Annotated in this window: 25 protein-coding genes; 6 read left to right on the forward strand and 19 right to left on the reverse strand. The window is 61.0% G+C overall.

Annotated features, from left to right (window positions below; genetic code table 11):
- Nucleotides 1–62: 62 nt before the first annotated feature.
- Complete coding sequence (gene metK, locus LOX95_RS13695) at nt 63–1298, forward strand: methionine adenosyltransferase (protein WP_242915552.1); 1236 nt, start codon at nt 63–65, stop codon at nt 1296–1298.
- Between the two features lie 965 nt (nt 1299–2263).
- Here the strand turns inward: metK and LOX95_RS13705 are convergent.
- The 8 genes from LOX95_RS13705 to LOX95_RS13740 all read right to left on the reverse strand — a co-directional run bounded on the left by LOX95_RS13705 (nt 2264) and on the right by LOX95_RS13740 (nt 10465).
- Entirely contained in the window at nt 2264–2956 is a 693-nt protein-coding gene (locus LOX95_RS13705) for an IS6 family transposase (protein WP_242915630.1), read from the reverse strand.
- A gap of 196 nt (nt 2957–3152) precedes the next feature.
- On the reverse strand, nt 3153–5525 hold the full coding sequence (locus LOX95_RS13710) for a heavy metal translocating P-type ATPase (protein ID WP_282452807.1): 2373 nt from the start codon (nt 5523–5525) through the stop codon (nt 3153–3155).
- Nucleotides 5526–5593: 68 nt separating this feature from the next.
- The gene (locus LOX95_RS13715) at nt 5594–5974 is read right to left on the reverse strand and encodes a copper resistance CopC family protein (RefSeq protein WP_242915554.1); all 381 of its coding nucleotides are present in this window, start codon (nt 5972–5974) and stop codon (nt 5594–5596) included.
- A gap of 20 nt (nt 5975–5994) precedes the next feature.
- Complete coding sequence (locus tag LOX95_RS13720) at nt 5995–7275, reverse strand: copper resistance protein B (protein WP_242915555.1); 1281 nt, start codon at nt 7273–7275, stop codon at nt 5995–5997.
- A complete protein-coding gene (locus LOX95_RS13725; RefSeq protein WP_242915557.1) occupies nt 7272–9053 on the reverse strand; it encodes a copper resistance system multicopper oxidase in 1782 nt (593 codons plus the stop codon). Before LOX95_RS13725 ends, LOX95_RS13720 begins: the two co-directional genes overlap by 4 nt.
- Before the next feature lie 117 nt (nt 9054–9170).
- A complete protein-coding gene (locus LOX95_RS13730) occupies nt 9171–9752 on the reverse strand; it encodes an RNA polymerase sigma factor (protein WP_242915560.1) in 582 nt (193 codons plus the stop codon).
- Between the two features lie 9 nt (nt 9753–9761).
- Complete coding sequence (locus LOX95_RS13735; RefSeq protein WP_242915562.1) at nt 9762–10202, reverse strand: Spy/CpxP family protein refolding chaperone; 441 nt, start codon at nt 10200–10202, stop codon at nt 9762–9764.
- Nucleotides 10199–10465 carry a hypothetical protein gene (locus LOX95_RS13740; protein WP_242915564.1) on the reverse strand — a complete coding sequence of 89 codons (267 nt, stop codon included), beginning with the start codon at nt 10463–10465 and terminating at the stop codon, nt 10199–10201. Before LOX95_RS13740 ends, LOX95_RS13735 begins: the two co-directional genes overlap by 4 nt.
- A gap of 140 nt (nt 10466–10605) precedes the next feature.
- On the opposite strand from LOX95_RS13740, the gene LOX95_RS13745 reads away from it, so the two are divergent.
- The 3 genes from LOX95_RS13745 to LOX95_RS13755 are packed head-to-tail and all read left to right on the forward strand — an operon-like array spanning nt 10606 to nt 12774.
- Nucleotides 10606–11760 carry an acyltransferase family protein gene (locus tag LOX95_RS13745; RefSeq protein WP_242915565.1) on the forward strand — a complete coding sequence of 385 codons (1155 nt, stop codon included), beginning with the start codon at nt 10606–10608 and terminating at the stop codon, nt 11758–11760.
- The gene (locus LOX95_RS13750; RefSeq protein ID WP_242915567.1) at nt 11757–12233 is read left to right on the forward strand and encodes a DUF411 domain-containing protein; all 477 of its coding nucleotides are present in this window, start codon (nt 11757–11759) and stop codon (nt 12231–12233) included. Before LOX95_RS13745 ends, LOX95_RS13750 begins: the two co-directional genes overlap by 4 nt.
- Before the next feature lie 49 nt (nt 12234–12282).
- Nucleotides 12283–12774, forward strand: coding sequence for a nuclear transport factor 2 family protein (locus LOX95_RS13755; RefSeq protein ID WP_242915569.1), 492 nt, complete (start codon nt 12283–12285; stop codon nt 12772–12774).
- Nucleotides 12775–12786: 12 nt separating this feature from the next.
- On the opposite strand, the gene copD is transcribed toward LOX95_RS13755, so the two are convergent.
- The 8 genes from copD to LOX95_RS13795 all read right to left on the reverse strand — a co-directional run bounded on the left by copD (nt 12787) and on the right by LOX95_RS13795 (nt 19173).
- Nucleotides 12787–13701 (reverse strand): copper homeostasis membrane protein CopD, encoded by a 915-nt coding sequence (gene copD / locus LOX95_RS13760; RefSeq protein ID WP_242915571.1) that lies wholly within the window; start codon nt 13699–13701, stop codon nt 12787–12789.
- A gap of 4 nt (nt 13702–13705) precedes the next feature.
- Complete coding sequence (gene copC / locus LOX95_RS13765) at nt 13706–14068, reverse strand: copper homeostasis periplasmic binding protein CopC (protein ID WP_242915572.1); 363 nt, start codon at nt 14066–14068, stop codon at nt 13706–13708.
- A gap of 366 nt (nt 14069–14434) precedes the next feature.
- Nucleotides 14435–15154: an IS6 family transposase gene (locus tag LOX95_RS13770; protein WP_242915574.1), complete on the reverse strand. Its 720-nt coding sequence runs from the start codon at nt 15152–15154 to the stop codon at nt 14435–14437.
- A 266-nt stretch (nt 15155–15420) separates the two neighbouring features.
- Nucleotides 15421–16119, reverse strand: coding sequence for an IS6 family transposase (locus tag LOX95_RS13775; RefSeq protein WP_242915576.1), 699 nt, complete (start codon nt 16117–16119; stop codon nt 15421–15423).
- 119 nt (nt 16120–16238) lie between these two features.
- Nucleotides 16239–16931, reverse strand: a complete 693-nt coding sequence (locus LOX95_RS13780) for an IS6 family transposase (RefSeq protein WP_242915578.1) — start codon at nt 16929–16931, stop codon at nt 16239–16241.
- 118 nt (nt 16932–17049) lie between these two features.
- Nucleotides 17050–18027: a zinc-binding dehydrogenase gene (locus tag LOX95_RS13785; protein ID WP_242915580.1), complete on the reverse strand. Its 978-nt coding sequence runs from the start codon at nt 18025–18027 to the stop codon at nt 17050–17052.
- Between the two features lie 16 nt (nt 18028–18043).
- Nucleotides 18044–18451, reverse strand: coding sequence for an organic hydroperoxide resistance protein (locus tag LOX95_RS13790; RefSeq protein ID WP_242915582.1), 408 nt, complete (start codon nt 18449–18451; stop codon nt 18044–18046).
- 101 nt (nt 18452–18552) lie between these two features.
- Complete coding sequence (locus LOX95_RS13795; RefSeq protein ID WP_242915584.1) at nt 18553–19173, reverse strand: GntR family transcriptional regulator; 621 nt, start codon at nt 19171–19173, stop codon at nt 18553–18555.
- 92 nt (nt 19174–19265) lie between these two features.
- Between LOX95_RS13795 and LOX95_RS13800 the strand changes: the two genes are divergently transcribed.
- Nucleotides 19266–21905 (forward strand): TonB-dependent receptor domain-containing protein, encoded by a 2640-nt coding sequence (locus LOX95_RS13800; RefSeq protein WP_242915586.1) that lies wholly within the window; start codon nt 19266–19268, stop codon nt 21903–21905.
- Between the two features lie 112 nt (nt 21906–22017).
- On the opposite strand, the gene LOX95_RS13805 is transcribed toward LOX95_RS13800, so the two are convergent.
- From LOX95_RS13805 to LOX95_RS13815, 3 genes are all read right to left on the reverse strand, one after another.
- Nucleotides 22018–22413 carry a hypothetical protein gene (locus tag LOX95_RS13805; RefSeq protein WP_242915588.1) on the reverse strand — a complete coding sequence of 132 codons (396 nt, stop codon included), beginning with the start codon at nt 22411–22413 and terminating at the stop codon, nt 22018–22020.
- An 88-nt stretch (nt 22414–22501) separates the two neighbouring features.
- A complete protein-coding gene (locus LOX95_RS13810) occupies nt 22502–23194 on the reverse strand; it encodes an IS6 family transposase (RefSeq protein ID WP_242915590.1) in 693 nt (230 codons plus the stop codon).
- Nucleotides 23175–23396: a hypothetical protein gene (locus LOX95_RS13815; protein ID WP_242915638.1), complete on the reverse strand. Its 222-nt coding sequence runs from the start codon at nt 23394–23396 to the stop codon at nt 23175–23177. Before LOX95_RS13815 ends, LOX95_RS13810 begins: the two co-directional genes overlap by 20 nt.
- On the opposite strand from LOX95_RS13815, the gene LOX95_RS13820 reads away from it, so the two are divergent.
- Nucleotides 23343–24365 (forward strand): IS110 family RNA-guided transposase, encoded by a 1023-nt coding sequence (locus LOX95_RS13820; protein WP_242915591.1) that lies wholly within the window; start codon nt 23343–23345, stop codon nt 24363–24365. The two genes, LOX95_RS13815 and LOX95_RS13820, sit on opposite strands and share 54 nt — an antisense overlap.
- Nucleotides 24366–24423: the final 58 nt, after the last annotated feature.

Here is a 24423-nt window from a genome sequence, read left to right on the forward strand (position 1 = left end):
GATTTGATCCTGATTGCCAACCCCGGCGCGTCGTCAAATCTGGCTAAAAGTGGAACCAGACCATGAAGATCATCAACGGCCTTTTCACGTCCGAAGCCGTCAGTGCTGGGCATCCGGACAAGCTTTGTGACCGCATTTCCGACACCGTACTGGATGCTTTCCTTACCCTTGACCCTGACGCCAGGGTCGCCTGTGAGACATTTGCCATCAATGATCGCATCATTGTTGCAGGTGAATTCAAGGCCAAGCCCGGGGTTGCCCGACAGGTCGAAGCGCAAGCCGAAGCACTCGTTCGCAAGGCTTTGAAGGATGTAGGCTACGGCACTGCCGACAATGATATCGCCCCTGAAACGTGCCTGATTGAATTGGCGTTCAATGCGCAGGCCGCGGAGATCAGTCAGGCGGTTGACGGTTCTGCTAACCTCGGTGCTGGCGATCAGGGTATTATGTTCGGTTATGCGTGCGATGAAACTCCTGAGCTCATGCCACTCGCCTGGAGCCTCGCGAATTCGCTGGTCAATCGCGCACAGGAAATGAACGAGCGGTCGCGCTATCAGCGTGGGGCCTCTCCAGTCCGTCCGCTGAGGCCCGATGGCAAGACCCAGGTTACCGTTCGCTATGAGGATGGCCGGCCCGTTGGCGTCCAGTCGGTCGTGGTTTCCTGGCAGCATTCTGCGGACCTTACGCTCGAACAGGTGCGCTGGTGGCTTCAGCGTTTCGTCGTCGACACGATTATCCCTCCGGAGCTGCGAACTGAGGACTTCGTCATGCATCTCAATCCCGGCGGCCGTTTTACCATTGGCGGCCCCAAGGCAGACACGGGGCTGACGGGCCGCAAGATCATTGTCGACACTTACGGTGGTGCTGCACCGCACGGTGGCGGTGCCTTTTCGGGAAAAGATCCCAGCAAGGTGGACCGGTCGGGTGCGTATGCGGCCCGCTGGATTGCGAAGGCTACCGTCGCGTCGGGCCTGGCCCGAAAGGCAACAGTCCAACTCTCCTATGCCATTGGCCTCGCAGAACCGATCAGCATCGTGGTCGACACTGATGGGACGGCTACCGTACCGGACGAGATTATCGCTGACGCTATCCGGGAGGTGTTTGATCTGTCGCCCGCCGGGATCATTGAAGCGCTTCAGCTCAAGCGTCCAATTTACACAGCGACGTCCTCGCTCGGCCATTTTGGCGCGTTCCGCGACAGCGGGACCTATCTCTGGGAAACCACGGACCGCGCGGGGGCTCTTAGCGATGCCGTTCGATCGAAAATGAGACCTACCACGTTAACTGAGCGCAGTTAAATCCCCCAACATAACCTTGTTCAGGCGACAGCAGCCGCCCAAGCGGTATCGGCATCGGCGCGAAAACGACCAAGTGTAGGCCTGCGGATCAGATAGCGCTGAATGTAACTACGAGCGCAATACTCAGCATCTTATATGATGTGCAAATCCTGGCGCATTAGGGAACGGCTTTCAGAGGCGGCTACGGCCATCTCTCCGAGCGTTCCGACTGCAAACTACACACACCTAAAAGAACAGCCCGACTGGAAATCACACGATCGTTCGGGGGGCGCTGCGTGACTTTCCGTCGGGCTGAGTATGGGGCCATGAAGCTTACCCCACGTCAGCATATAACCACGACTTAAGAATAAGAGCGAATCATAAGTATCATCGTTTTCTTAAGTCGCAATGCCGCTTGGTCAACGCACCCTTCTCCCCCCTTTTGGGGCGACCGAAGCGTGACCTTTCAACGGCTTCGCACACCTTCACTACACCCCATACAAATCGGGCGCTGACAAGTTCACCGGTCTGAGCAAAAATCAGTCCTCCCCTTGCCGATTTCAGACCATTTTCGTCGCTTTCCGGGGATGAATTGCGGCACCATTTTCTGTCCGAACTCATCAAATATTCGGCCATGCAGCTTCGCGCGTTTGAGATTTGGCGCGCGACGTTTCCAAACGTCCGCGCGGTGGCTGAGGTGCTGTCACGTTAACGGCGACCAGATCAGAAGCCCCCACCCCGCCCTGCTCAAGCCGTTGCCGTCGCCCAAGCAGCATCTGCATCGCCGCGAAAGCGACGAAGTGTGGATCGGCTAATCAGATGACGTTGGATATTGAAGGTGTTGTAGATCGCTGCGTGCGTTGTGAGAAATCTTTGAGCTGAAGCTTGGGATTTGAACCTTTGCTGCTGGCGTTCTCGTCGTCGGATCGGCAAAGGTGCTGTCAGGGTAACTGAGCGCAGCCGAAAGCCCCCTACCCTGCTCATTCTCAGGCGGTAGCGGCCGCCCATGCGGTATCCGCATCGACGCGAAAACGACGAAGTGTGGATCTGCTGATCAGATGGCGCTGGATGTTGAAGGTGTTGTAGATCGCTGCGTGGGTAGTGAGAAATCTTTGTGCTGAGGCTTGGGATTTGAACCTCTGCTGCTGCCTCTCCCGTCGCCGGATCGGCAGGTGCGAGTTCTCGACACGGTTGTTATCTCGAAGCCGACCGGGACGATGAAGGTGCCGTAGTTTCAGCTGATCGAGCGCCGCACCGTACGATGCCAGACCGTCCGTTGTGATGCTTTCTGGCTCAACTGGTTGATTGTGAAGAAGGCGCTTGATCAACTTCAAAGCCGCCTCTGCATCCCGCCGATGCTGGACGATGACATCTAAAACCTCGCCTTCGTCGTCAACCGCGCGCCACAGATACATGCGCCGTCCTCCGATCTTGCAGACCATTTCATCGAGATGCCAACGGCCTGTCGGAGACACTCTCCTCTTCTTGAGCCGCCGTGCAATCAGAGGCCCGAACTTGATCGTCCAGCACCGGATCGTTTCGTAGCTGACGTCAATTCCGCGTTGCGCCATCAGTTCCTCGACGTCGCGGAAGCTCAAGCTGAAACGAAAGTACAGCCACACGGCATGGCGTATCACCTCAGCTGGAAAACGATGTCGCTTAAAAGATAGAGGCTTCATAAAATCGCCCACCCCACCAATGGCTTGCAGCCGTCTAAGTGGAGAATGTTTAGCGTTAGACTGACAGCACCAGGCCACGGTCTCGATCATCTCATGCAGGCCGCGTCCTCCACGCAGAGTCTGGCTGAACGCCACCAGCACGCCCCTGCGCAACAGTTCAGTTCCGTCCCGCCATCGGACCTGGTTGTGCTCCTACTCACAGCCGCACGCGGTTGAGGCGCAGTGCGTTGGTCACGACGCTGACGGAAGACAGCGCCATCGCCGCCGCCGCGATCATTGGCGAGAGCAGGATGCCGAAAAAGGGATACAGAACCCCCGCCGCGATCGGCACTCCGGCGGCGTTGTAGATAAAGGCGAAGAACAGGTTCTGTCGGATATTCGACATCGTCGCCTTACTCAGTTCGCGAGCCCGGACGATCCCGTTCAGATCGCCTTTCAGAAGCGTCACGCCCGCGCTTTCCATGGCGACGTCGGTGCCCGGCCCCATCGCAATGCCGACGTCGGCTGTCGCCAGCGCAGGCGCATCATTGACCCCGTCGCCAGCCATGGCGACGATACGGCCTTCCTGTTTCAGCCGCGCGACGACAGCGGCCTTCTGATCGGGGAGCACATCAGCCTCGACGGCGTCGATGCCGAGTTGACGCGCGACCGCTTCGGCCGTCGTGCGGTTATCGCCCGTCAGCATCACCACGGTGATGCCATCGGCGCGCAAGGCGGTGAGCGCTTCGGCCGTGGTCGATTTGACCGGATCAGCAATGGCGAACACCCCTGCGACCATGCTGTCGATGCCCATGAAAATCGCGGTCGCCCCATCCGTGCGAAGTTGGTCGGCCTGCGTCGCAAGGGAAGAGGTGTCGATCCCGCCCTCTCCCAGAAAGCGGGCATTGCCCAGCGTGATGCGTCTGCCCTCAATCGTTCCCACCGCGCCCTTGCCCGTCGGCGAATCGAAGTCGCTGACGGAGGGGATTTCGATGTTGCGGTCCATCGCCGCGTTGACGATCGCCAACGCGACGGGATGTTCGGACGCCCGTTCGACCCCGGCGGCGATGCGCAGCAGTTCTTCCTCCTCAAAACCCTCTGAGACGATAATCCGGGTGACGGCAGGCTTGCCCTCGGTCAGCGTCCCGGTCTTGTCGACGACCAGGGTGTCGATCTTCTCCATATGCTCCAGGGCTTCAGCGTTCTTGATGAGGACGCCGAGGCCGGCGCCTCTTCCTACGCCGACCATGATCGACATCGGTGTCGCCAGCCCCAGCGCGCAGGGGCAGGCGATGATCAGCACCGCCACCGCCGCGACCAGTCCGTGCGCCAGGCGGGGCTCCGGTCCCCATATGCCCCAGGCCACGAAGGCGATCACCGCGACCACCAACACCGCCGGCACGAACCATCCGGCGACCTGGTCAGCCATACGCTGGATCGGCGCTCGCGACCGTTGCGCTTCGGCGACCATCTGGACAATGCGGGCCAGCATGGTGTCACGGCCGATCTTGTCTGTGCGGATTACCAGCGCGCCGCTCTGGTTCATCGTCCCGCCGATCACCGTGTCGGCGACCGTCTTGGTGACCGGCATGGATTCGCCAGTCACCATCGATTCATCGAGCGCCGAGCGGCCTTCCTCGACGACACCATCGACCGGCACCTTTTCACCCGGCCGCACGCGCAGCCGGTCCCCGACCAAAACCAGTTCGAGCGCGACTTCCTCTTCGCTGCCGTCATCGGCGATACGCCGCGCGGTTTTCGGTGCCAGGTTGAGCAGGGCCTTGATCGCGCCGGAGGTCCGCTCGCGCGCCCTCAGTTCGAGAACCTGCCCGAGCAGCACCAGGGTGGTGATCACGGCGGCAGCTTCGAAATAGACCGCAACCGACCCGTCCGAGGCCCGGAAGGCGGCCGGGAAGATGTCCGGCATCAAGGTCGCAATGACGCTGTAGCCCCAGGCCACTCCTGTCCCCATGGCGATCAGGGTGAACATGTTGAGATTGCGGGTCTTTAGCGACGCCCATGCGCGTTCGAAGAAAGGCCAGCCTGCCCAGAGCACGACCGGCGTCGCCAGGACGAACTGAATCCAGATCGACAGCTTCATGGGCAGGAGATGATGCAGCGCGGGGAAGAGATGCGCGCCCATTTCAAGGACAAACACGGGAAGGGTCAGCACCAGTGCAACCCAGAACCGGCGCGACATGTCGGTCAGTTCGGCGCTGGGGCCAGCGCCTGCGGTCACCATCTCCGGTTCGAGCGCCATGCCGCAGATGGGGCAGGCCCCAGGGTGATCCTGTCGGATTTCCGGATGCATCGGGCAGGTCCAGATCGACCCCGCCGGGGCTTCCACAATCCGATCAACAGACGGACTCAGGTAATGTTCAGGATCGGCCACGAATTTTTCTCGGCAGCCTGCGCTGCAAAAATGGTGATCATGGCCGGCATGGGTGGCGTGGTGGGCCGTCTTCTGCGGATCGACGGTCATGCCGCAAACCGGATCGACGGCCGTGTCGGAGATTCCGTCCGGCCCGTGCTGTGCATGACTTGCGGACCCATGAGGTCCAGCAGATGCGTTGTGTTTAGACTCGGCCATGAGCCGCCCCTTTTCAATCGTAGATCGATCCGGCCCCCGACCCGATGTCGGGCCGACAGTTGTTGATCCTAGTGAACCATGAAGCTGATGGAGCCGGACATCTTGTGCCCGTCCGGGGCTTCGGCGGTCCATACGGCAGTGTAGGCCCCCGGAGCGAGAAGCGGCAAGGCGACGCTGACAATCGCGGCGGCGGGCGCGGGCGGGGCTGCGACCACGATCGGCGCCTGGCCCTCGGCGGTGAGGGTGACGGTCTTAAGAATCATGGGGTGCGGGAAGGTCGCACTGAAGCGTTCCGGTGACCCATTCGTCATCGCGCCGTCGGCGGGCGTGGTGACGATGCCCGATGGAGCCAGGGTCGACTGCTGCATCCCGGCGTGGCCGGCGTGCGGGTCCTGGGCGGCGGCGGCTCCGGCGACCGTCAGAACGGCGGTGAGAACGAAAATACGCATAATGAGTCCAATATCCTCGATTAGAACCAGGCCTTGATCCCGACGATCAGGCGAACATCTTCGGCATCCTCGTCACGCGCCCTGGCGTAGTCGGCGGTGTCGCCCAGCGACCGGCTCCACTCGACCCCGACGTAGGGCGCGAACTCCTTACGGATTTCGTAGCGCAGGCGCAGGCCCGCCGTGACCGAGGTCAGACCCGAACCGATCTCCAGTTCTGGAATGTCGCTGGCCGACATCGCCACTTCAATGGCCGGCTGAACGATCCACTTCTGGGTGATGCGCTGGTCATATTCGACCTCGGCACGGGCGGTCAGGTCGCCTTCGGTCGACAGGAAGGCGGCGGCGTTCATTTCGAACCAATAGGGGGCGACGCCCTGAACGCCGACGGTCAGATAGGTGGTGTCGTCGCCGTCGGGGCGGAAGTCCTGCCTCACGCCCGCTTGAACGTCCCAGAAGGGGGCGATGGCGCGGCTGTAGAGAGCCTGGACCTCGGCTTCGTGCAGTTTGCCGCCGAAATCGCCTTCGCCCTCAGTCTTCCACCAGAAGCGGTTGATGTCGCCGCCGGTCCAGCCCTGAGCGTTCCAGCTATAGCCCTTCTCCCCATCGCCGAAGCTGGATTCAATCGAGTCGATCAGCACGGCGGTAGAGCGAATGTCGCCGTTCTCGACCAGCAGTTGCTTGCGCGAGGCCGCCATGACGGCGGGGTCGAACAGCAGGTCCGCCGCATGGGCGGGCGCGGCGCGGGCGGCGGCAGGCGGCGGCGTCTCGACCATCCGTCCCCCGACAGCGTCCACGCTAGTCGGGATGTTGGGCGCACCGCCAGTCATGGCCGACATGTCATGACCAGCGTGGGGATCGGCGGCAGGCGCCTGAGCCGCCGCCGCCTGCATCCCGCTCATGTCATGACCGGCGTGCGGGTCGGCCGCAGCCGCCGGAACCGCGCCCATGTTGTGACCGGCGTGAGAATCCGCGGCAGGCGCCTGGGCTGGAGCCATCTGCATCGCGCTCATGTCGTGCCCGGCGTGGGGGTCGGCCGCAGCCGCCGGGGCCGGAGCCGCCTGCATCCCGCTCATGTCATGGCCGGCGTGCGGATCGGTCGCCACCGGCGCCGGCGGCGTGGCGCGACGGGGCTGAGGGGCGGCGGCGCGCGGCTTGGGCTTGGGGGCGGGCGTCGGCCGGGCTTGCGGAGGACGGGCGGGCGCGGCGTGGGCTCCGTGGCCGCCATGGGTCTGGGCGACGGCCGAACCGGCGGCCAGCATCAGGGGCAGAACCGCGACAGCGGCGAACAGGGCGCGGCTCATCGGGCGGCTCCTTCCAGCGGACGAACCGTGACGACGTTGAACATCCCCGCGTGCATGTGCATCAGCAGGTGGCAGTGGAAGGCCCAGTCGCCCGGCGCGTTGGCGGTCAGGTCGAAGGTCACCTTGCCCCCCGGTGCCACATTGACCGTGTGCTTCAGCGGCTGATGCCCGTCATGGCCGTTGACCAGCTCGAAGAAGTGGCCGTGCAGGTGGATGGGGTGGGCCATCATGGTGTCGTTGACCAGGGTGACGCGGACCCGCTCGTTCAGCTCAAACCGGATCGGCTCGACCAGCTCCGAGAACTTGCGTCCGTCAAAGCCCCACATGAACCGTTCCATATTGCCGGTCAGGTGGATTTCCATCGAACGCGACGGGGCGCGGGTGTCGGTGTTCGGCGTCAGCGAGCGCAGGTCGGTATAGACCAGCACCCGGTGATCCACGTCCTGCAGCCCCTGCGGCCGCTCGCCCAGACGGTTGGCGGGCGCGGGCGCGATAGCGTCCACGCCGACGCCGACGGCCATGTCGGCGGGGGCGTTGTTGGGGTCACGCATGCTCATGGCGCCGTGGTCCATCGGCGCGGCGGCGGCTCCGGCTGTGGCGGCCCCTGCAGCACCGTGTGCCGAGTGGTCCATGCCCGCCATGCTGCCGTGGTCCATGCCGCCCATGCCCATGTCGGTCATGGTCAGGTTCGGCACCTTGCGCAGGGGGGGAACCTCGGCGGTCATGCCCATACGCGGGGCCAGGGTCGCGCGCCCCATGCCCGAACGGTCGATGGCCTCCGACACGATGGTGTAGGCGCGGTCCTCAAGCGGACGGACGATGACGTCATAGGTCTCGGCGACCGAAATCTGGAACTCGTCCACCTCGACCGGGCGGACGTGCTCGCCGTCGGCCTGAACCACGGTCATGGCCAGACCCGGAATGCGGACGTTGAAGATCGACATGGCCGAGGCGTTGATGACGCGCAGGCGCACCCGCTCGCCGGGCCGGAACAGGCCGGTCCAGTTCTCCTCAGGCCCGTGGCCGTTGACCAGATAGGTGTAGGTCGTGCCGTTGACGTCCAGGATGTCGCGCGGGTCCATCCGCATGGCCCCCCACATCCGGCGCTCGGCCAGGCTCATACCGTCCGATCCGTCCAGCAGGCCCGCCAGTGTGGTCTTCTGCATGTTGAAGTAGCCGGGGCTCTTCTTCAGCTTGGCCAGGATTTCGTGCGGATGCATGAAGCTCCAGTCCGACAGGACCAGAACATGCTCGCGGTCATAGCCGACCGGATCGGCGCCCGCCGGGTCGATGACGATGGGGCCATAGTGGCCCATGGCCTCCTGCAAACCCGAGTGGCTGTGATACCAGTAGGTGCCCGACTGCTTCAGCGGAAACTCATAGACAAAGGTCTCGCGCGGCTTGATGCCGGGGAAGCTGACGCCCGGCACACCGTCCATCTGGAACGGCAGCAGCAAGCCATGCCAATGGATCGAGGTGTCCTCGTCCAGTGTGTTGGTGACCGACAGGCGCACGTTCTGGCCTTCGCGCATCCGCAGCATGGGGGCGGGCAACAGGCCGTTGACCGTCACCGCATGGCCGGTGCGCCCGCCGACGATGAATTCGGAGCGGCCCACCGTCAGGTCGATATTCGGCCCCGCCAGCGTCGGCAAATCGGCGCGCAGCCCGGCTGATCCGGTCTGAGCCCAAGCGGGTAGGAGCCCTTGCAATCCCAGCAGGCCGCCACCCGCGACGGCGCCACGAAGAAGGGTTCGACGATCGAAGTGTGGGGTCGACATCAGCAAGAAGTTCCTTGATCTGCTATTCAGCCATTCGTTCAGATACGCATCCTGGCGACCAAGCCCTTGCGACAGGACGCCACAGCCACCCAGATCAAAGCCTTCTGCGCCTTCCCATCATGGCGGGGTCAGGCGCCTTCGCTCGGCTTGGCGCGCCAAGACCTCTGATAATTTCATGCGCGCGCGGGCGATGCGGGTCTCCACAGCCTTCGGCGTGACGCCCAGGATTGTTGCGATCTCGGCATGAGACCGCCCTTCGAGCGTCGCGAGCAGGAGGGGAGCCTTCAGGCCGTCCGGAAGGTCTGCCAACGCGCGTTTCAGGTCCGCCACCCTGCGCAGGTCGTCCAGCCGGACCTCGGGTGTAGGCGTATCGTCGCTCACCGTTGTCGCCTCGGGCGCATCAAGACCCATGACCCCGCGCACGACGCGGCGAACCGCTCTCCGACGGCTCCAATCGCGACATTTGTTCAGGGCGATGGAGCGCAGCCAGACATCGAAGGGCCGCGTCGGATCGTATCGTCGCACGGCCAGCCAGGCGGCGACATAGGTCTCCTGCAACAGGTCGTGGGCCTCGTCCTCGTCACCGACATAGCGGCGGATGAAGCGATGCAGATCACCCTTGGTCGCAGCCATCAGGGCGGTGAAGGAGGCTCGGTCTCCGCCTGCCGCGCGAACCTCGATGCTCTGCTCGGCTTCCACGCGCGGCGCTTATCCGGCGTCGTGACGCAAAGCGTCGACGACCGCTTTGTCGAACACCTCGGCCTGGGCCGGGGTCAATACGGATCGCATCTCGAAGACATGGGCGATTGTCGCCTTCTGGAGATCGCCCATGGCGACATGGAAATGATCCACCGCCGCTTGAACCTGGGGCGTGTCGCCGTTGCTGGCGGCAATGGCGGCCGCCAGTTCGCGATTGGCGGCGCGGACTTCGGCCTCCAGCGCGGGTCGTTGAACGGCGAAGCGGGCTTCGATGACGTCAAGGCGATGGTCTTGATCTGGACTCAGATCGAGTTTTTTATGGACGATGCTGTGAAGGTTAGGAGGCTGCCGCTCTCGCATGACCCAGGTCGCGGTCCCCCAGGTCGTCGCACCGCTGGCCAGCGCCGCCAGGATCGCCGTGATGAGTATGGACTTCCAGTTCGCCCTCATCCCTGGACGTCCAGGGTGGTGAGCGGCGACAAACCGGCCGACACGGTGAAAATCCGCATTTCGGAAGGCTCCGGCCGAGGCGCTAGAAGCATCAGACCTCCATTCGTGACGCCGACGACAAGGGCAAGCGCCACAGCCGCTACCCGGACGTGGCCTAGGCGCGCACGGTCCTTGCGTTCACTGACCCGCGCCCAGACGGCATCTTCCACGCCGGCGAGCAGCGCGGTGTCATCTGGCGCAACCATTCCAATCAGTCTGTCCATATCATCAATCATTCCGCACCTGCCTCACGCCCCATCTGCCATACGCGCCAGCTTCGCGTTCCCCTTACGAGGGGATGAGCCGCCGCCCGCGTAGATACCATAGAACGACCGGGACATCCCGTCGTCCAAGGGGGAGCGATATGAACGACAGATCAGGCCCCATACGGGTTCCTTTTCCTGACGTGCTCGATCCGCTCACCGGCGTGAGGTTCTTTCTCGCGCTCGGCGTCGTCCTGTTTCACTACCAGCTTCAATGGACGCTTCCCGACGAAGCCGTCGGGCTGTTGGATCGCGCGCGGCTAGGCGTGGACGTCTTTTTCATCCTGTCAGGCTTCATCCTCACGCACGTGTATCTGCAAGGGGACGGCTTCCCCGATTACCGAAGGTTCCTCGCGGCGCGGTTCGCGCGGATTTATCCGGCTCATCTGTTCATCCTGCTGGGCATGCTTGGACTTGTGTTGCTTGCGCCTCTGTTCGGCGTCGGATTGGAGCCGGGCCGCTTCAACCCTGCTGACTTCGCCGGCACTCTGTTGCTCGTCCAGGCCTGGTTACCGCGCGAAACCATGGTCCTGTGGAATGGTCCAGCCTGGTCTCTTTCGGCGGAATGGTTCGCCTACCTTGCGTTTCCCGCCTACGCCGCTCTGGCTCTCCGGCTGCGGGCGAGACCGTGGGTCATCATCGCACTTGCAGCGATACTGTTCGTCGCGCTCGACGCATTCTATCGCGCTCAGTTCGGTCGGGTGTTGCCTCGGGCCGAGGACAGCATGGGCATCCTGCGCATCGCCCCTGAATTCCTCTATGGCATAGGTCTCTACTACCTCGGTCAGCGCTGGACGCCGTCGCCCCGCGTGTCGGTCATGGGCGCCTTGGCGACCACGGCCGCGCTGCTCACTCTCATGCAACTCGGCGCCGACGACCGCATTATCGTCGCGGCGGCCGGTCCCTTCGTTCTGTCGCTCGCTCTGTTGGCCAAGGCACGTGTGCGGACCTGCCTGTCCCATCCCGTGGCCCTGTTCGCAGGCGAGGCTTCGTTCGCCCTCTACCTCGTCCACATCCCAATCCTGATGGTTTGGCGCAACGCGGCGCAAGCGTTCTTCGGCTGGCCCGGTGACTACCGGATGGGCATGTCAGAGCTGGCCGCCATGCTGGTGTTGACGCTCGCCGCCGCCGCAGCCATCCATGTCTTCGTCGAGCGCCCCGGCCGTCGGCTGCTCCGGGCGTGGATGGCACCGCAACGCGCTGATCCCGTGGAAGCCAGACGATCCATTCACAGCGATCAAGGAGAACCCTTTTGAACCCCGCCAACTTGAACCGTCGCCTGCTGCTGGGCGTCGGCCTGTTCATCGGCTTGACCGGAACCGCCTGCGCTCAGACGCGTCCGTCGAGGAACCTGACGGTCTTCAAGACGCCGACCTGCGCCTGTTGCGACGGATGGATCGCGCACATGCGCGCGGCAGGCTTCAGCACCACCATCACGGTTCTTCCAAGCCTCCAGTCGATCCGGAGCAGTCGGGGAATACCAGACGCGCTGGCCTCCTGTCACACCGGCCTGATCGATGGCTATCTGGTCGAGGGTCATGTGCCGGCTCAGGATGTCATCCGTCTGCTGGCCGAGCGACCGACCGCAATCGGTATCGCCGTGCCGGCCATGCCGCTCGGTTCGCCCGGCATGGAGACGCCGCAGGGACAAAAGGAGCCCTACGACACCCTGCTGGTGCTTCGCTCGGGCGCGACCCGCGTGTTCGCTCGCCACAACCAGCTGGCCTGACGCAGATCGCGCTCAGCCCATTCAGATCACCCACAATCCGGAGCCTGTAATGTCTCGCACATCCCTTGCCCTCATCCTGTCGTTCGCCGTGTTCACGGCGACACCCGCCTTCGCCCAGGACCACGCTCACGGCCATGATCCCGCCGTAGGTTCGGTAGCTGTGGCAGCAGCGGACGCCGCCACCGCCGTTGATGCCTTTCACGCCGCGCTCAAGGCCGGCGATACGGCTGCCGCGCTGGCCCTGTTGGCGCCGGAGGTGATGATCTTTGAAGAAGGCGGGGCCGAGCGGTCGCGCGACGAATACGCCTCCCACCACCTGGGCTCAGACGCCGCCTTCGCCGCTGCGTCTGAGGCGACGGTGACGCGGCGGTCCGGCTGGGCCGACGGCGATGTCGCCTGGATTACCAGCGAAGGCCGCACGACGGGCCAATTCAACAGCCGCGCCGTGGACCGGCTCACGACCGAGACGATGGTCCTGAAGCGGCACGCCGAAGGCTGGCGCATCCATCACATCCACTGGTCGTCGCGCGCCCCCAGTTAGGCGTCCGCTACGTCACATGGCCGACGGCGGGGCGAGCGTGCCCATCACCGCGACGACGGCCAGCAACGCAGCCCCGACCAGCGTCTCCGCGACGACGCTGCGTCGGAGCCGTTGAAGCGCCTGTCGAATGTCTTCGCCGCCCGCCAGCGCCGAACCCAGGACAGGTGTCAGGCGAAAGCGGTTTCCGGCCGCCAGGGCGAGCATCAGGCCGAACAACACGAGTTTGGCGATCAGAAGCTGGCCGTAGACGCTGGCTCCCAGGTCTCCAACGCGTGCGGGGCCGACCAGGAACCAACTGTTCACGAGGCCGGTCAGGACCAGCAGTCCGACGGCCAGGGTCCCAAGGCCGGCGAAGCCGTGCAGGGCGTTGTGGATGGTCAAATCGTCCGGCGCGGCCCGGCGCAGCAGGAGGATTGTCAAGGCTGCCAGAGCCCCCAGCCACAATGCGGCGGCCGCAGCATGGATGATGTCGGCAACAAGGTGGAGAAGCCCGCCAGCCCCCTCGGTCGCGGCCCCATGGCCGGTCCAGGCGAAGCTGGCGGCCACGATCAATCCTGCCCCCACCGTCAGTCCCCAGAGCGTTCGCCCAGGCTTCAGAGAGGCAAGTGCGACAAGGCTGAAAATTGCGACGACAGCCCGAGCGACCATGGCCATGCCCAAGGTCGTGCCGGTGACCATGAAGGATAGCGAAGCGGGCTTGACGGCTTCGCTCAACGAACCCGCCATGACGGCGGTCTGCATCACCAAGGCGGCCAGTGAGCCTATCGCCACGACGACCGACGAGACGATCAACGTGGGACGCGCCCAGGTCAGGTTCAGGGCGTCGCCGCCCTTGAAGCTGTAGAGCAGGAACAGCGGCGCGCCGAGAAGGACGACCGCACCGCTGTATTGAAGCCAGCGGAGGGCGATGATCGCGAATTCGAGCACGGCGTCAGCGCACCGAGAAGGTGTAGGAACCCGTCATCCGGTGGCCGTCGCTTGACGCGATGCGCCAGTCGATACGGTAGGCGCCAGCAGCCAGCGGGCGGGCCAGGGTCCCTGTCAGGGTTTTACCGTCTTCAGCAACCGAATTCCGAAGTGGGACCTTCTCCCCCGCCGCATTGACGACGTCAAAGCCGGAAAAAGCGGCAACAGAGCGCTCGCTGAAGGTGAGCGTCAGTGTCTGAGTCGCAGCCACGGTCGAGTTGGGCGCGGGGTTTGCGCTGACCAGACGGGCGTGAGCCGCCGCCGGTCCAGCGGCGAAGGTTACGACCGCCGCGACGGCGATGAAGGGCGCGGGATTGAAGTTACGCATAATCGTCTCCAGACATTGGCCGATCCTGGCCCTGTGTATCTCTACGCGCCCGACCGGTGCTTCCCTCAAAGGTGGCCGATTCAGGGTCCGACGCTGGAGACGTCGACACCCTCATCATGTTGGTCATCTCCGGCGCGATGGCCGCCCATCCGGACGGCTGCGGTTCTGAGCCAGCCTAGGGCAACTCTCTAAATCGCGTGCTAGCCGCCCTCGCCATGGCCGCACGCTGACCTCGGGGGGCAGGGATACGGGGTCTGCACGCCTTCAATTAACGCCGACTGCGCGAGAAATCAGCGGCATTCCACGGTAAGGTGACCGAGTTCATGGACGGGCTTCAGTCGGTGCCGTCATGTTAACTGGGTCCAGTCAAAAGTACCCCTTCCCTGCAAAATAACAGGCTACCGCCGCCATCCAAGCGGCATCCGCATCGGCGCGAAAACGACGAAGTGTGGATCTGCTGATGAGATGGCGCTGGATATTGAAGGTGTTGTAAATCGCCGCGTTGGTGGTGAGAAATCTCTGGGCTGAAGCTTGAGTTTTGAACCTCTGCTGCTGCCGTTCTCGTCGTCGGATCGGCAGGTGAGAATTCTCAACGCGGTTATTATCACGTAGCCGGCTAGGGCGATGTAGATGGCGCAGTTCCAACTGTTCAAGCGCCGCACCATATGATGCCAGTCCATCAGTTGTGATGGTTTCCGGCTCGACAGGTTGGTTGCGCAAAAGACGTCTGATCAGCTTCAAAGCCGCCTCTGTGTCCCGCCGGCGCTGGACGATGACGTCTAAAACCTCGCCTTCGTCGTCGACCGCCCGCCATAGATACATACGTCGGCCACCGATCTTGCAAACCATCTCATCGAGATGCCAACGGCCTGTGGGTGACCCACGTCGCTTCTTCAACCGCCTTGCAATCAATGGCCCAAACTTGATCGTCCAGCACCGGATCGTTTCATAGGTGACGTCAATTCCGCGTTGCGCCATCAGTTCCTCAACATCGCGGAAGCTTAGGCTGAAACGAAAGTACAGCCACACGGCATGGCGGATCACATCGGCTGGAAAGCGATGACGTTTAAACGATAGCGGCTTCATAAACCGCCTTCTCAACCAATGGCTTGAAGCCTTCTAAGTGGAGCACCTTTAGCGTTAGACTGACAGCACCTAAACGATAGTGGCTTCATAAAACGCCTGCTCCACCAATGGCTTGTAGCCATCAAAGTGGAGCACCTTTAGCGTTAAACTGACAGCACCCATGGAAACATCTCATTTCCCCGAGCGCATGTAGCTGGCCGTCATCACGTCGTCGGTGCTGACAAGTTAACTGGGTTGAGCCAAAATCAGCCCTCCCCTTCCCGATTTCAGGCTGCTTTCGTCGCTGCCAACCAAGAGGTATCGGCCTGACCCCGTAGTAGACGGAGGCCAGGCCGGGAAATCAGGTGCGGTTGAAGATTGAAGGCGTTGTAAATCGGGCCGTGGCTGGAGAGAAATCGCTGGGCTGAACCCTGCGATTTAAACCTCTGCTGCTTTCGTTCTCGCCGTCGAATGACGAGGTGAGAATTCTCGGCGCGATTATTCTCGCGCATCCCACCTGGATGATGACGCCCTCGAAGATTCAGGACTTTCATCGCCGCGCGATAAGACGCCAGTTTATCCGTGACGATCGCTTCCGGATGAACGCCTGTGTTGCGGAGCAAACGCCGCAGCAGCTTCAAAGCCGCGTGCTTGTTGCGTCGCTTTTGAACCAGCACATCAAGCACTTCGCCCTCATCATCAACCGCGCGCCACAGATACATGCGGCGACCACCAATCCTGACAACCACTTCATCCAAATGCCATCGCCCTGTTGGGCGATCACGAGTTCGGCGAATGTTCGCAGCAATCAGCGGACCAAACTTGTTCACCCAGCACCGGATGGCTTCGCGGCTGACTTCAATCCCACGTTCCGCCATCAATTCTTCCACGTCGCGGATGCTCAGCGTGAAGCGAAAATACCAGCGCACCGCCTGACATATGATCGATCCCGGAAACCGGTGACGCTTGAACGATAAGCCAGACATGAAAGCCTCCAGACTTCACCTGAAGTGGAGACTTTTTAGCGTTAGACTGTCAGCACCCCGTTTCAACGGCGCTGTCAGCTTAACTGAGCGAAGCCGAAAGCCCCCCAGCCTGCTCATTTTCAGACGGTAGCCGCCGCCCAAGCGGTATCAGCATCGACGCGAAGGCGACGAAGTGTGGATCTGCTGATCAGATGACGCTGGGTGTTGAAGGTATTGTAGATCGCTGCGTGAGTGGTGAGAAATCTCTGGGCTGAGGCTTGCGATTTGAACCTCTGCTGCTGCCGCTCCCGTCGACGGATCGGCAGATGAGAGTTCTCGACACGGTTGTTATCTCGCAGTCGGCCGGGTCGGTGAAGATGCCGCAGTTCCAACTGCTCAAGCGCCGCACCGTACGACGCCAGCCCGTCCGTTGTGATGGTTTCTGGCTCGACCGGTTGATTGCGCAAAAGACGTCTGATCAGCTTCAAAGCCGCGTCTGTATCCCTTCGACGCTGGACGATGACATCTAAAACCTCGCCTTCGTCGTCAACTGCGCGCCACAGATACATGCGCCGTCCTCCGATCTTGCAGACCATTTCATCGAGATGCCAACGGCCTGTCGGAGGCACTCTCCGCTTCTTCAGCCGCCGTGCAATCAGAGGCCCAAACTTGATCGTCCAGCACCGGATCGTTTCGTAGCTGACGTCAATTCCGCGTTGCGCCATCAGTTCCTCGACGTCGCGGAAGCTAAGATTAAAGCGAAAGTACAACCACACGGCATGACGGATCACTTCGCCTGGGAAGCGGTGTCGCTTAAACGATAGCGGTTTCATAAAACGCCTTCTCCACCAATGGCTTGCAGCCTTCGAAGTGGAGCACCTTTAGCGTTAGACTGACAGCACCGGAAAATCAGAGTGCCAAACAAGCACTCTGACCAAGTCATTTCAGCAATCAGGGGCGCAAAAGAACCTTGCCGGTCTTGCCCGGCGTCAAGGACGCCTTAACAGCCTCGGAAATCTGGGCGAGATCAAACACAGCCTCGACCGGCAGCTTTAATTCTCCTGATACAACCAGTTGAAGAAGCTCGCCGATCAAAGCGGCCCGTTTGGGTGCGGGCATGGCAGCGCTGACTTTCGAGCCCCAGAACCCCTTAACCACGGCCTGTTTGAAGATAACGTCGCCGGAAGGGATCTGCATGGGCTCACCGCCCATGGTTCCGAACGAAACAAGCAGCCCGTTCTCGCCCAGCAAGCCTATCAGGTCGCTGCTGGCCTTGCCGCCAATAGAGTCAACGGCAGCTTTAATAGAGGCATCTCCCACAAGGCTGCGAACCGTGTCCTTCCACGATCCGGATGCTGTGGAAACAGCATTACCGATACCGACGAGGGCCAACTCCTCGATCCCTGCATCACGGCGAACCAGGTTCACGACATTAATCCCGCGTGCCTTCGCCAACATGGCAAGCGTTTTGCCGACCGCCCCATTGGCAGTGTTCTGGATCACCCAGTCACCGCTTTCTACGCCAAGGAAATCAAGCAGGGCGATCGCGCTGAAAGGCATGGCAATCAGTTGGGCGGCCGCTTCATCGGGGATAGCATCGGGCAGCGGCACCAAACCGCCCGCAGATGCCAGAAAATACTCTGCCCAGCTTCCGTGAACACCGGCAACAGCCACACGCTGCCCCACAGAAATGCCCGTCACATCGGGCCCCAGCGCATCCACCACACCTACGGCCTCGCTGCCACCGATGGCAGGCAGATCCGGTTTGTAACCATACTGCCCGCGCACCGTCCAAAGGTCGTGGTTATGAATAGGAGACAGTATAGTCTTGATCCTCACCTGCCTTGGGCCAGGCTCCGGAACGGCACTCTTCGCCAGCGCGAGAACCTCGGCGGGTTCGCCGAATGTCTGGTGGACAGCACTACGCATGTCGCTCTCCGGTCTTTTAAAGTGCAGTCACGTGCAGGCGCACATCGACATTGTTGCGTGTCGCATTCGAATACGGACACGCATGATGCGCAGCCTCGACAAGCTTCTCAGACTGTTCGGTGTCGATGCCGGTGGTCTCGACGTAGATATCAATATCGAGTGCGTAGCCCCCATCACTGCGCTGACCGATGCCGACCTCGACCGAGGTCTTGCTGGTGACTTCCAGCTTCATCTGCCCTGCGATCATCGACAGGGCGCTGTCAAAGCAGGCCGCATAGCCAAGGGCAAACAACTGCTCGGGGTTGGCACCGACTTCGCCCGTTCCGGGGCGCGCCAGATCAAACGACAGACCACCATCATCAAGCGCGGTGTGTCCTGAACGTCCACCGGTCGCAGTGGCACGGGTTTTGTAGAAAATCTTCATCGTTCAATCCTCGGAGCTGAACTGGAATGAAACCTGTTTAGCCCCCGGACAACGAGAGACCAGTCACATAAGCTTGAGGCTCGTAAGACACGGGTCCGCACTTAACGTGCAGACACCCTTTCACCGTGCCAGATATGGGTCTCTAGCAGAGAAGCAGCCATGTTGTAATCGCCGCTTTCCAGACACTCATAGATACGCTGGTGATCATTGCTGTACCCCGGCTTCCAGCCTTCAGGACTGCCGTGGCGCAGAGCATTGCGCGAGAAAGCAATGTTGAGATCCCTGACCGCATCCACCAGCCGCGGCATCAGCGACAACTCGGCCAGCGCCACATGAAAAGCCCGGTTGGAAGCCTCCCACGCCACCAGATCGGTTGCCTGATCCCCGGCAACCAGAGCTTCCTTGACCTTGGCCAGTTGTTTGGGCGCCAGTCTGCCCGACAACGTTCGCAGCCCCATAACTTCTAGCGCGCTTCTCATGCGCGCGATTTCGCGTGTATCCCCGCTTCCCAACGGGGCCACCCTCATGCCGCGGCGCGGTTCGCTAAAAGCAAGCTTGCGGATTTCAAGGCGCAGAAAAGCTTCGCGAATTGGCACATGACTGGTGTTGAACTCATGCGCAAACACCTCCTGCCGCAGGCGCTCTCCCGGCTTCAAATCGCCAATGATGATGCGCTGGGCCAGCTCGTCCGCGATACGTTCAGCCAAAGTCGGTTCACGCATTATCGATAATCTATGGCGTTTTTGAATGACATAATGGCTGCCATGCTCCAGCTAGACGCAACTTGTCAAAGTTCTTCTGGATTTTATCGATAATGATCAAGCTTGATCGCCAATCCCTTCTCTGCGCCGGAGCGGCAATCCCGATCCTCGTTTCGTCGGCCAGCGCATCGGCGAACAATGATCCCGTGCGTTCGGTTCAAGTAGAAGACATCGTCGTCACAGGGTCGCGTTTATCTGGCGCAGAACGACTGACAAACGTAGAGATCCTTGGCCAGAAAGAACTTCAGGCAGCCGGCATTACAGACCTGTCCCAGATCACGCGCCTGATCGGAGCCAACTCAGGATCGGAAAATCTCGTCGATCAACTCAATAATCCGCAAAGCTCGAGCACGGCACAGATCAACCTGCGCAACCTCGGTCTGGGCTCTACACTCGTGCTTGTTGACGGCCAGCGGTGGACCAACAGCGCCGTTGTGGCGACGGACGGATCGGCTTTTGTAGATATTAATTCCCTGATCCCGACCATCGCCCTTCAGCGTGTCGAGGTCGTGAAAGACGGCGCTTCTGCGATTTATGGCTCGGATGCCGTCGCGGGCGTCGTCAACTTCATCAGCCGCAAGACTGTCGACCGTCCAGAACTACGCGCAAAATATGCCACGAATGACGGATCGGACGAGAGCGTTATCGAAGGCATCGGCGGCTTCGATCTTTTTGACGGGCGCCTGATCCTGGCCGCATCCCATTTCCATCGCTCGGCACTTGGGTCCGACGAACGTGACTTCACACAAGCCGAGCGATACGGGCGGGCCAGCTGGAGCGCGGTCAGCAGCTATGGACAGCCGGGATCCTATTACCGCCCCTCTAGCGGTGCCTATGTTGCCGATGCCGACTGCGATAACCCTGCCTTTGTCGGCAGCTATCGCAACACTCCAGAAGACCCCTTCTGTCGTCTGGATTATTCCGACTTCTTTGATCTGACGCCTGAAGAAACCCGCACCCAGATTTTTGCGGATTATCGCAAGGATGCGGGCGAGGTTTCCTATTGGGGGCAAGCCGCATGGGCCTCGACGCATACGCGCGCAAGACAGACCCCTTCCCTGCCGATCCTGTCGCGTACGCTCACAATACCGGAACTCCATCCCGATAATCCTTATGGCGAAGACGTGCTGTTCCGCGGTCGTCTGATAGGGGGAATTGCAGGCGCCTCTACGGCCAGGTTTGACTATCAGACATGGCGCATAGCCGCAGGAGCCTCTGGCCATCTCAATGACGCATGGAACTGGTCTTTCGAAACCACAGCCAGTCGTCAGGATGTCCGCTACAGCAAGCCCGATGTTATTGGCAGCGCCCTACAGGACGCTCTTGAAGGATTTGGCGGCGCAGACTGCTCGCGCCTTACCGGATCAGCGGGTGTCGGCAACTGCCAGTTCTATAATCCGTTTGGTAGCGCCCTTCTGGGAACCGGGACACCAAACAGCACTGCACTGCTTGAAACTCTGGCCGGAGAAACCCGACTGGACGGCAGCGCAGACCTCGTAACAGCCGAAGCCCGTATGGACGGCCGCGTCGGGGAATGGAACGCGGCAACGCTGGACCTTGCACTGGGCCTGCAATATCGAACCAGCGGTTTTCGTCACAACTGGAACGATCAGGTCAATTCAGGCGACCTGCTCACCGCAGGATATGCCCCTGATTTTGACGGCACTCAGGACACGTTTGCGGCTTTTGCCGAAACCCGGCTGAAGGTTTCCGATAATATCGAAGCGCTGCTGGCCGCCCGTTACGAAACCTATGACGGGTCTTCAGGCAAACTCAGCCCGAAACTGGCCCTGCGCTGGGATGCTATGGAATCTCTGGCTCTGCGCGGATCATGGGGACGCGGGTATCGCGCGCCATCGGTTTACACCACACAAGGGGCGCAAGCCGCACAGCCGTCCATCTTCGACAGAGGCAGCTATATTTTTGCGAACACCCTCACATCCGGCAATCCGGACCTCGAGCCAGAAACCTCCGAGCATCTGACTTTAGGTGCAGTATGGAGACCTGTACGCGGTCTGGAACTCTCGCTTGATGGCTGGAAGTTCGACTACAGCAACCTTGTCATCAAGGAAGCCCCCCAACCGATCATCGATCAGGCCGCCGCAGATGATGCAGCCGGTTTAACGGGCACCGCCGCTCAACAGCGTGTGAAACGCAGCGCCAATGGCGCGATTAGCATGGTGCAGCTCTATTTCATCAATGCCTCGTCAATAGAGACATCAGGCCTTGATGTATCCGCCCGTTACAGCCGCCCGATTGGCAATGGTCATTTCAGTGCTGGCGCGACCTGGACGATGGTGGACACCTACGACATCCGTATCAGCGGATCAGGCGCGTCAATCTCAGGTGTTGGCTCGACAAACCTGAACACACTGGGACGCTCCCTGCCTAAGAACCGCGGAGAGTTCATGGCTTCGTGGCAAAACCAGACCCACGCCATTACGGCCTTGTTGCACTACACCAGTGGCTACAAAAACGATCGGGCCGGCATTACCGACACCTCGATCGCCAGCCAGACAACCGCCGATATACATTACACCTACAGCGTCAGTGACGATCTTGAACTGGGCCTGGGCATCATAAACATTGCCGACAAAGCCCCGCCTCTGAGCCAGCACTTCCTGGGCTATGATCCGGTAACGGCTGACCCGCGCGGACGCATTACCAGCATCAGTCTGACAAAGCGTTTCTAGAACATCTGGGCGTTTCTAGAACATCTGGCGGGGTTGCGCGCAATGGCCGCGCAGCCCTTCGCCATTTCGACAATCACGTTAAACCGACACCACTGCGAGACTGGTCCGACCACTAGCGAACAGGTCGACCGTCGCGTGTGCAAATCCCTTCAGCAATAAGCCGCTCGCTGAACAGGCGTCCTTGTTCGGTGACATAGGCCGTCGCAGCTGCCCGACCCTGCGTGCGATCGATTTGCGCAAAACGTGCTTCCATCGCTCGTCTTTCAGCCGCAGGAAAAGCATCGGGAGAACATGGATTATCGCTTGCCGGTGCAGAGCGCGTTGTCTCGCCGTTGCGTGATTGTCTGTTCCGCTCCTCGCGCTCGCGCTGATAACGATCATTCGGAAACAGATAGCCCGGACTGGCGGTCGTAACGGGAGGAACCGGAGTCTGCGCTGTGGCCACTGATGCCATCGCGGTGGATAGAAGACAGGCCCCGACAGCAACTGACATCATTTTAACAATCATGCCCAAAATACTCCTTTTCAAAATCAGGGAATAAACGGTGCTGTCAGGATAACTAAGCGAAGTCGAAAGATCCCTACCCTGCTCATTTTCAGACCACGGCCGCCTCCCACGCGGCATTCGCTTCAGCGCGAAAGCAACGAAGTGTGGGTCTGCTGATCAAATGGCGTTGGATGTTGAAGGTATTGTAGATCGCTGCGTGGGTTGTGAGAAATCTCTGCGCTGAGGCTTGGGATTTGAACCTCTGCTGCTGTCGTTCCCGTCGTCGGATCGGCAGATGAGAGTTCTCGACACGGTTGTTATCTCGCAGTCGGCCGGGCCGGTGAAGATGCCGCAGTTCCAACTGCTCAAGCGCCGCACCGTACGATGCCAGCCCATCCGTTGTGATGGATTCCGGCTCGACAGGTTGGTTGTGTAAAAGACGTTTGATCAGCATCAAAGCCGCCTCTGTGTCCCGCCGACGCTGGACGATGACATCTAAAACCTCGCCTTCGTCGTCGACTGCGCGCCACAGATACATGCGTCGGCCACCGATCTTGCAAACCATCTCATCAAGATGCCAACGGCCTGTCGGGGGCACTCTCCGTTTCTTCAGCCGCCGTGCAATCAGAGGCCCGAACTTGATCGTCCAGCACCGGATCGTTTCGTAGCTGACGTCGATTCCGCGTTGCGCCATCAGTTCCTCGACGTCGCGGAAGCTAAGATTGAAGCGAAAGTACAACCACACGGCATGACGGATCACTTCGCCTGGAAAGCGGTGTCGCTTAAACGATAGCGGTTTCATAAAACGCCTTCTCCACCAATGGCTTGCAGCCTTCGAAGTGGAGCACCTTTAGCGTTAGACTGATGGGGTGGACGGCCCCTGTGTCCGGCGTCGAGTGCGCCATAGTGTGGTCGTTGTTGATGTGGCCACAGAACAGGAACCGTCCACCATGATGACTACCACGATCGGCCTCGACCTCGCCAAGAGCGTATTTCAGGTTCACGGCGTTAGCAGCGAAGGACAGGTTACTGTTCGCCGGAAGCTGCGGCGTGCAGAACTCATGAGGTTCTTTAGAGATTTACCCCCGTGCCTGATCGGCATGGAAGCGTGCGCCACCGCCCATTATTGGGCCCGTGAACTCTCTGCCTTGGGCCACGAAGTTCGGTTGATGCCGCCGAGTTATGTAAAGGCCTACCTCCGCCGCCAGAAAAATGATGCGGCTGACGCTGAAGCAATCTGCGAGGCTGTGACGCGTCCGACGATGAGGTTCGTGCCGGTCAAGAGCGCTGAGCGTCAAGCGATCCTGACCTTGCATCGGACCAGGGAGTTGCTGGTTCGACAGAAGACCACGCTGATCCGGGCCATCCGTAGCCATTGCGCAGAGTTCGGCCTCGTCGTCCCGCAGGGCGCGCGACGGATCACTGATCTCCTGCAGTTGGTGCGAGAGACACATCCTTCGACGCTTCCGCAAGCGGCGGTGCTGACAATGCAGATGCTCGGTGCCCAGCTTGATGCCCTGGCCGTACAAATACGCACGCTTGAGCGGCGACTGCTGGCTTGGCATCGCGAGAACGAGACAAGCCAGCGTCTGGCCACCATTCCTGGAGTCGGGATTATCACTTCAACCGCTCTGGCGGCCAGCATCAGCGATCCAAAACTGTTCAAATCCGGTCGTGAGTTCGCTGCCTTCCTGGGACTGGTTCCTCGACAAAACTCATCGGGTGGCAAGGAGCGGTTGGGCCAAATCTCCAAGAAGGGAGATGGCTATCTGCGCAAGCTCCTCGTGGTCGGGGCTACGTCGGTGATCCGGCGTGCTCGAACCGGTGTGACGCCATCAGCTGGCTGGGTCCAGGCGTTACTGGAGCGTCGGCCATCCCGCGTCGTGACCGTAGCCATGGCCAATAAGACCGCCCGGATTGCGTGGGCGGTAATGGCGCGAGGCGAGACCTACAGACCTATCGCTAAGGTTTAACCGAGATTGCTGCGGACCATTGGTTTGTAGCTCCGAACTGGAAGGGTGCATATGGGAT

The organism is Brevundimonas pishanensis, assembly GCF_022750635.1.
Lineage (GTDB): Bacteria > Pseudomonadota > Alphaproteobacteria > Caulobacterales > Caulobacteraceae > Brevundimonas > Brevundimonas pishanensis.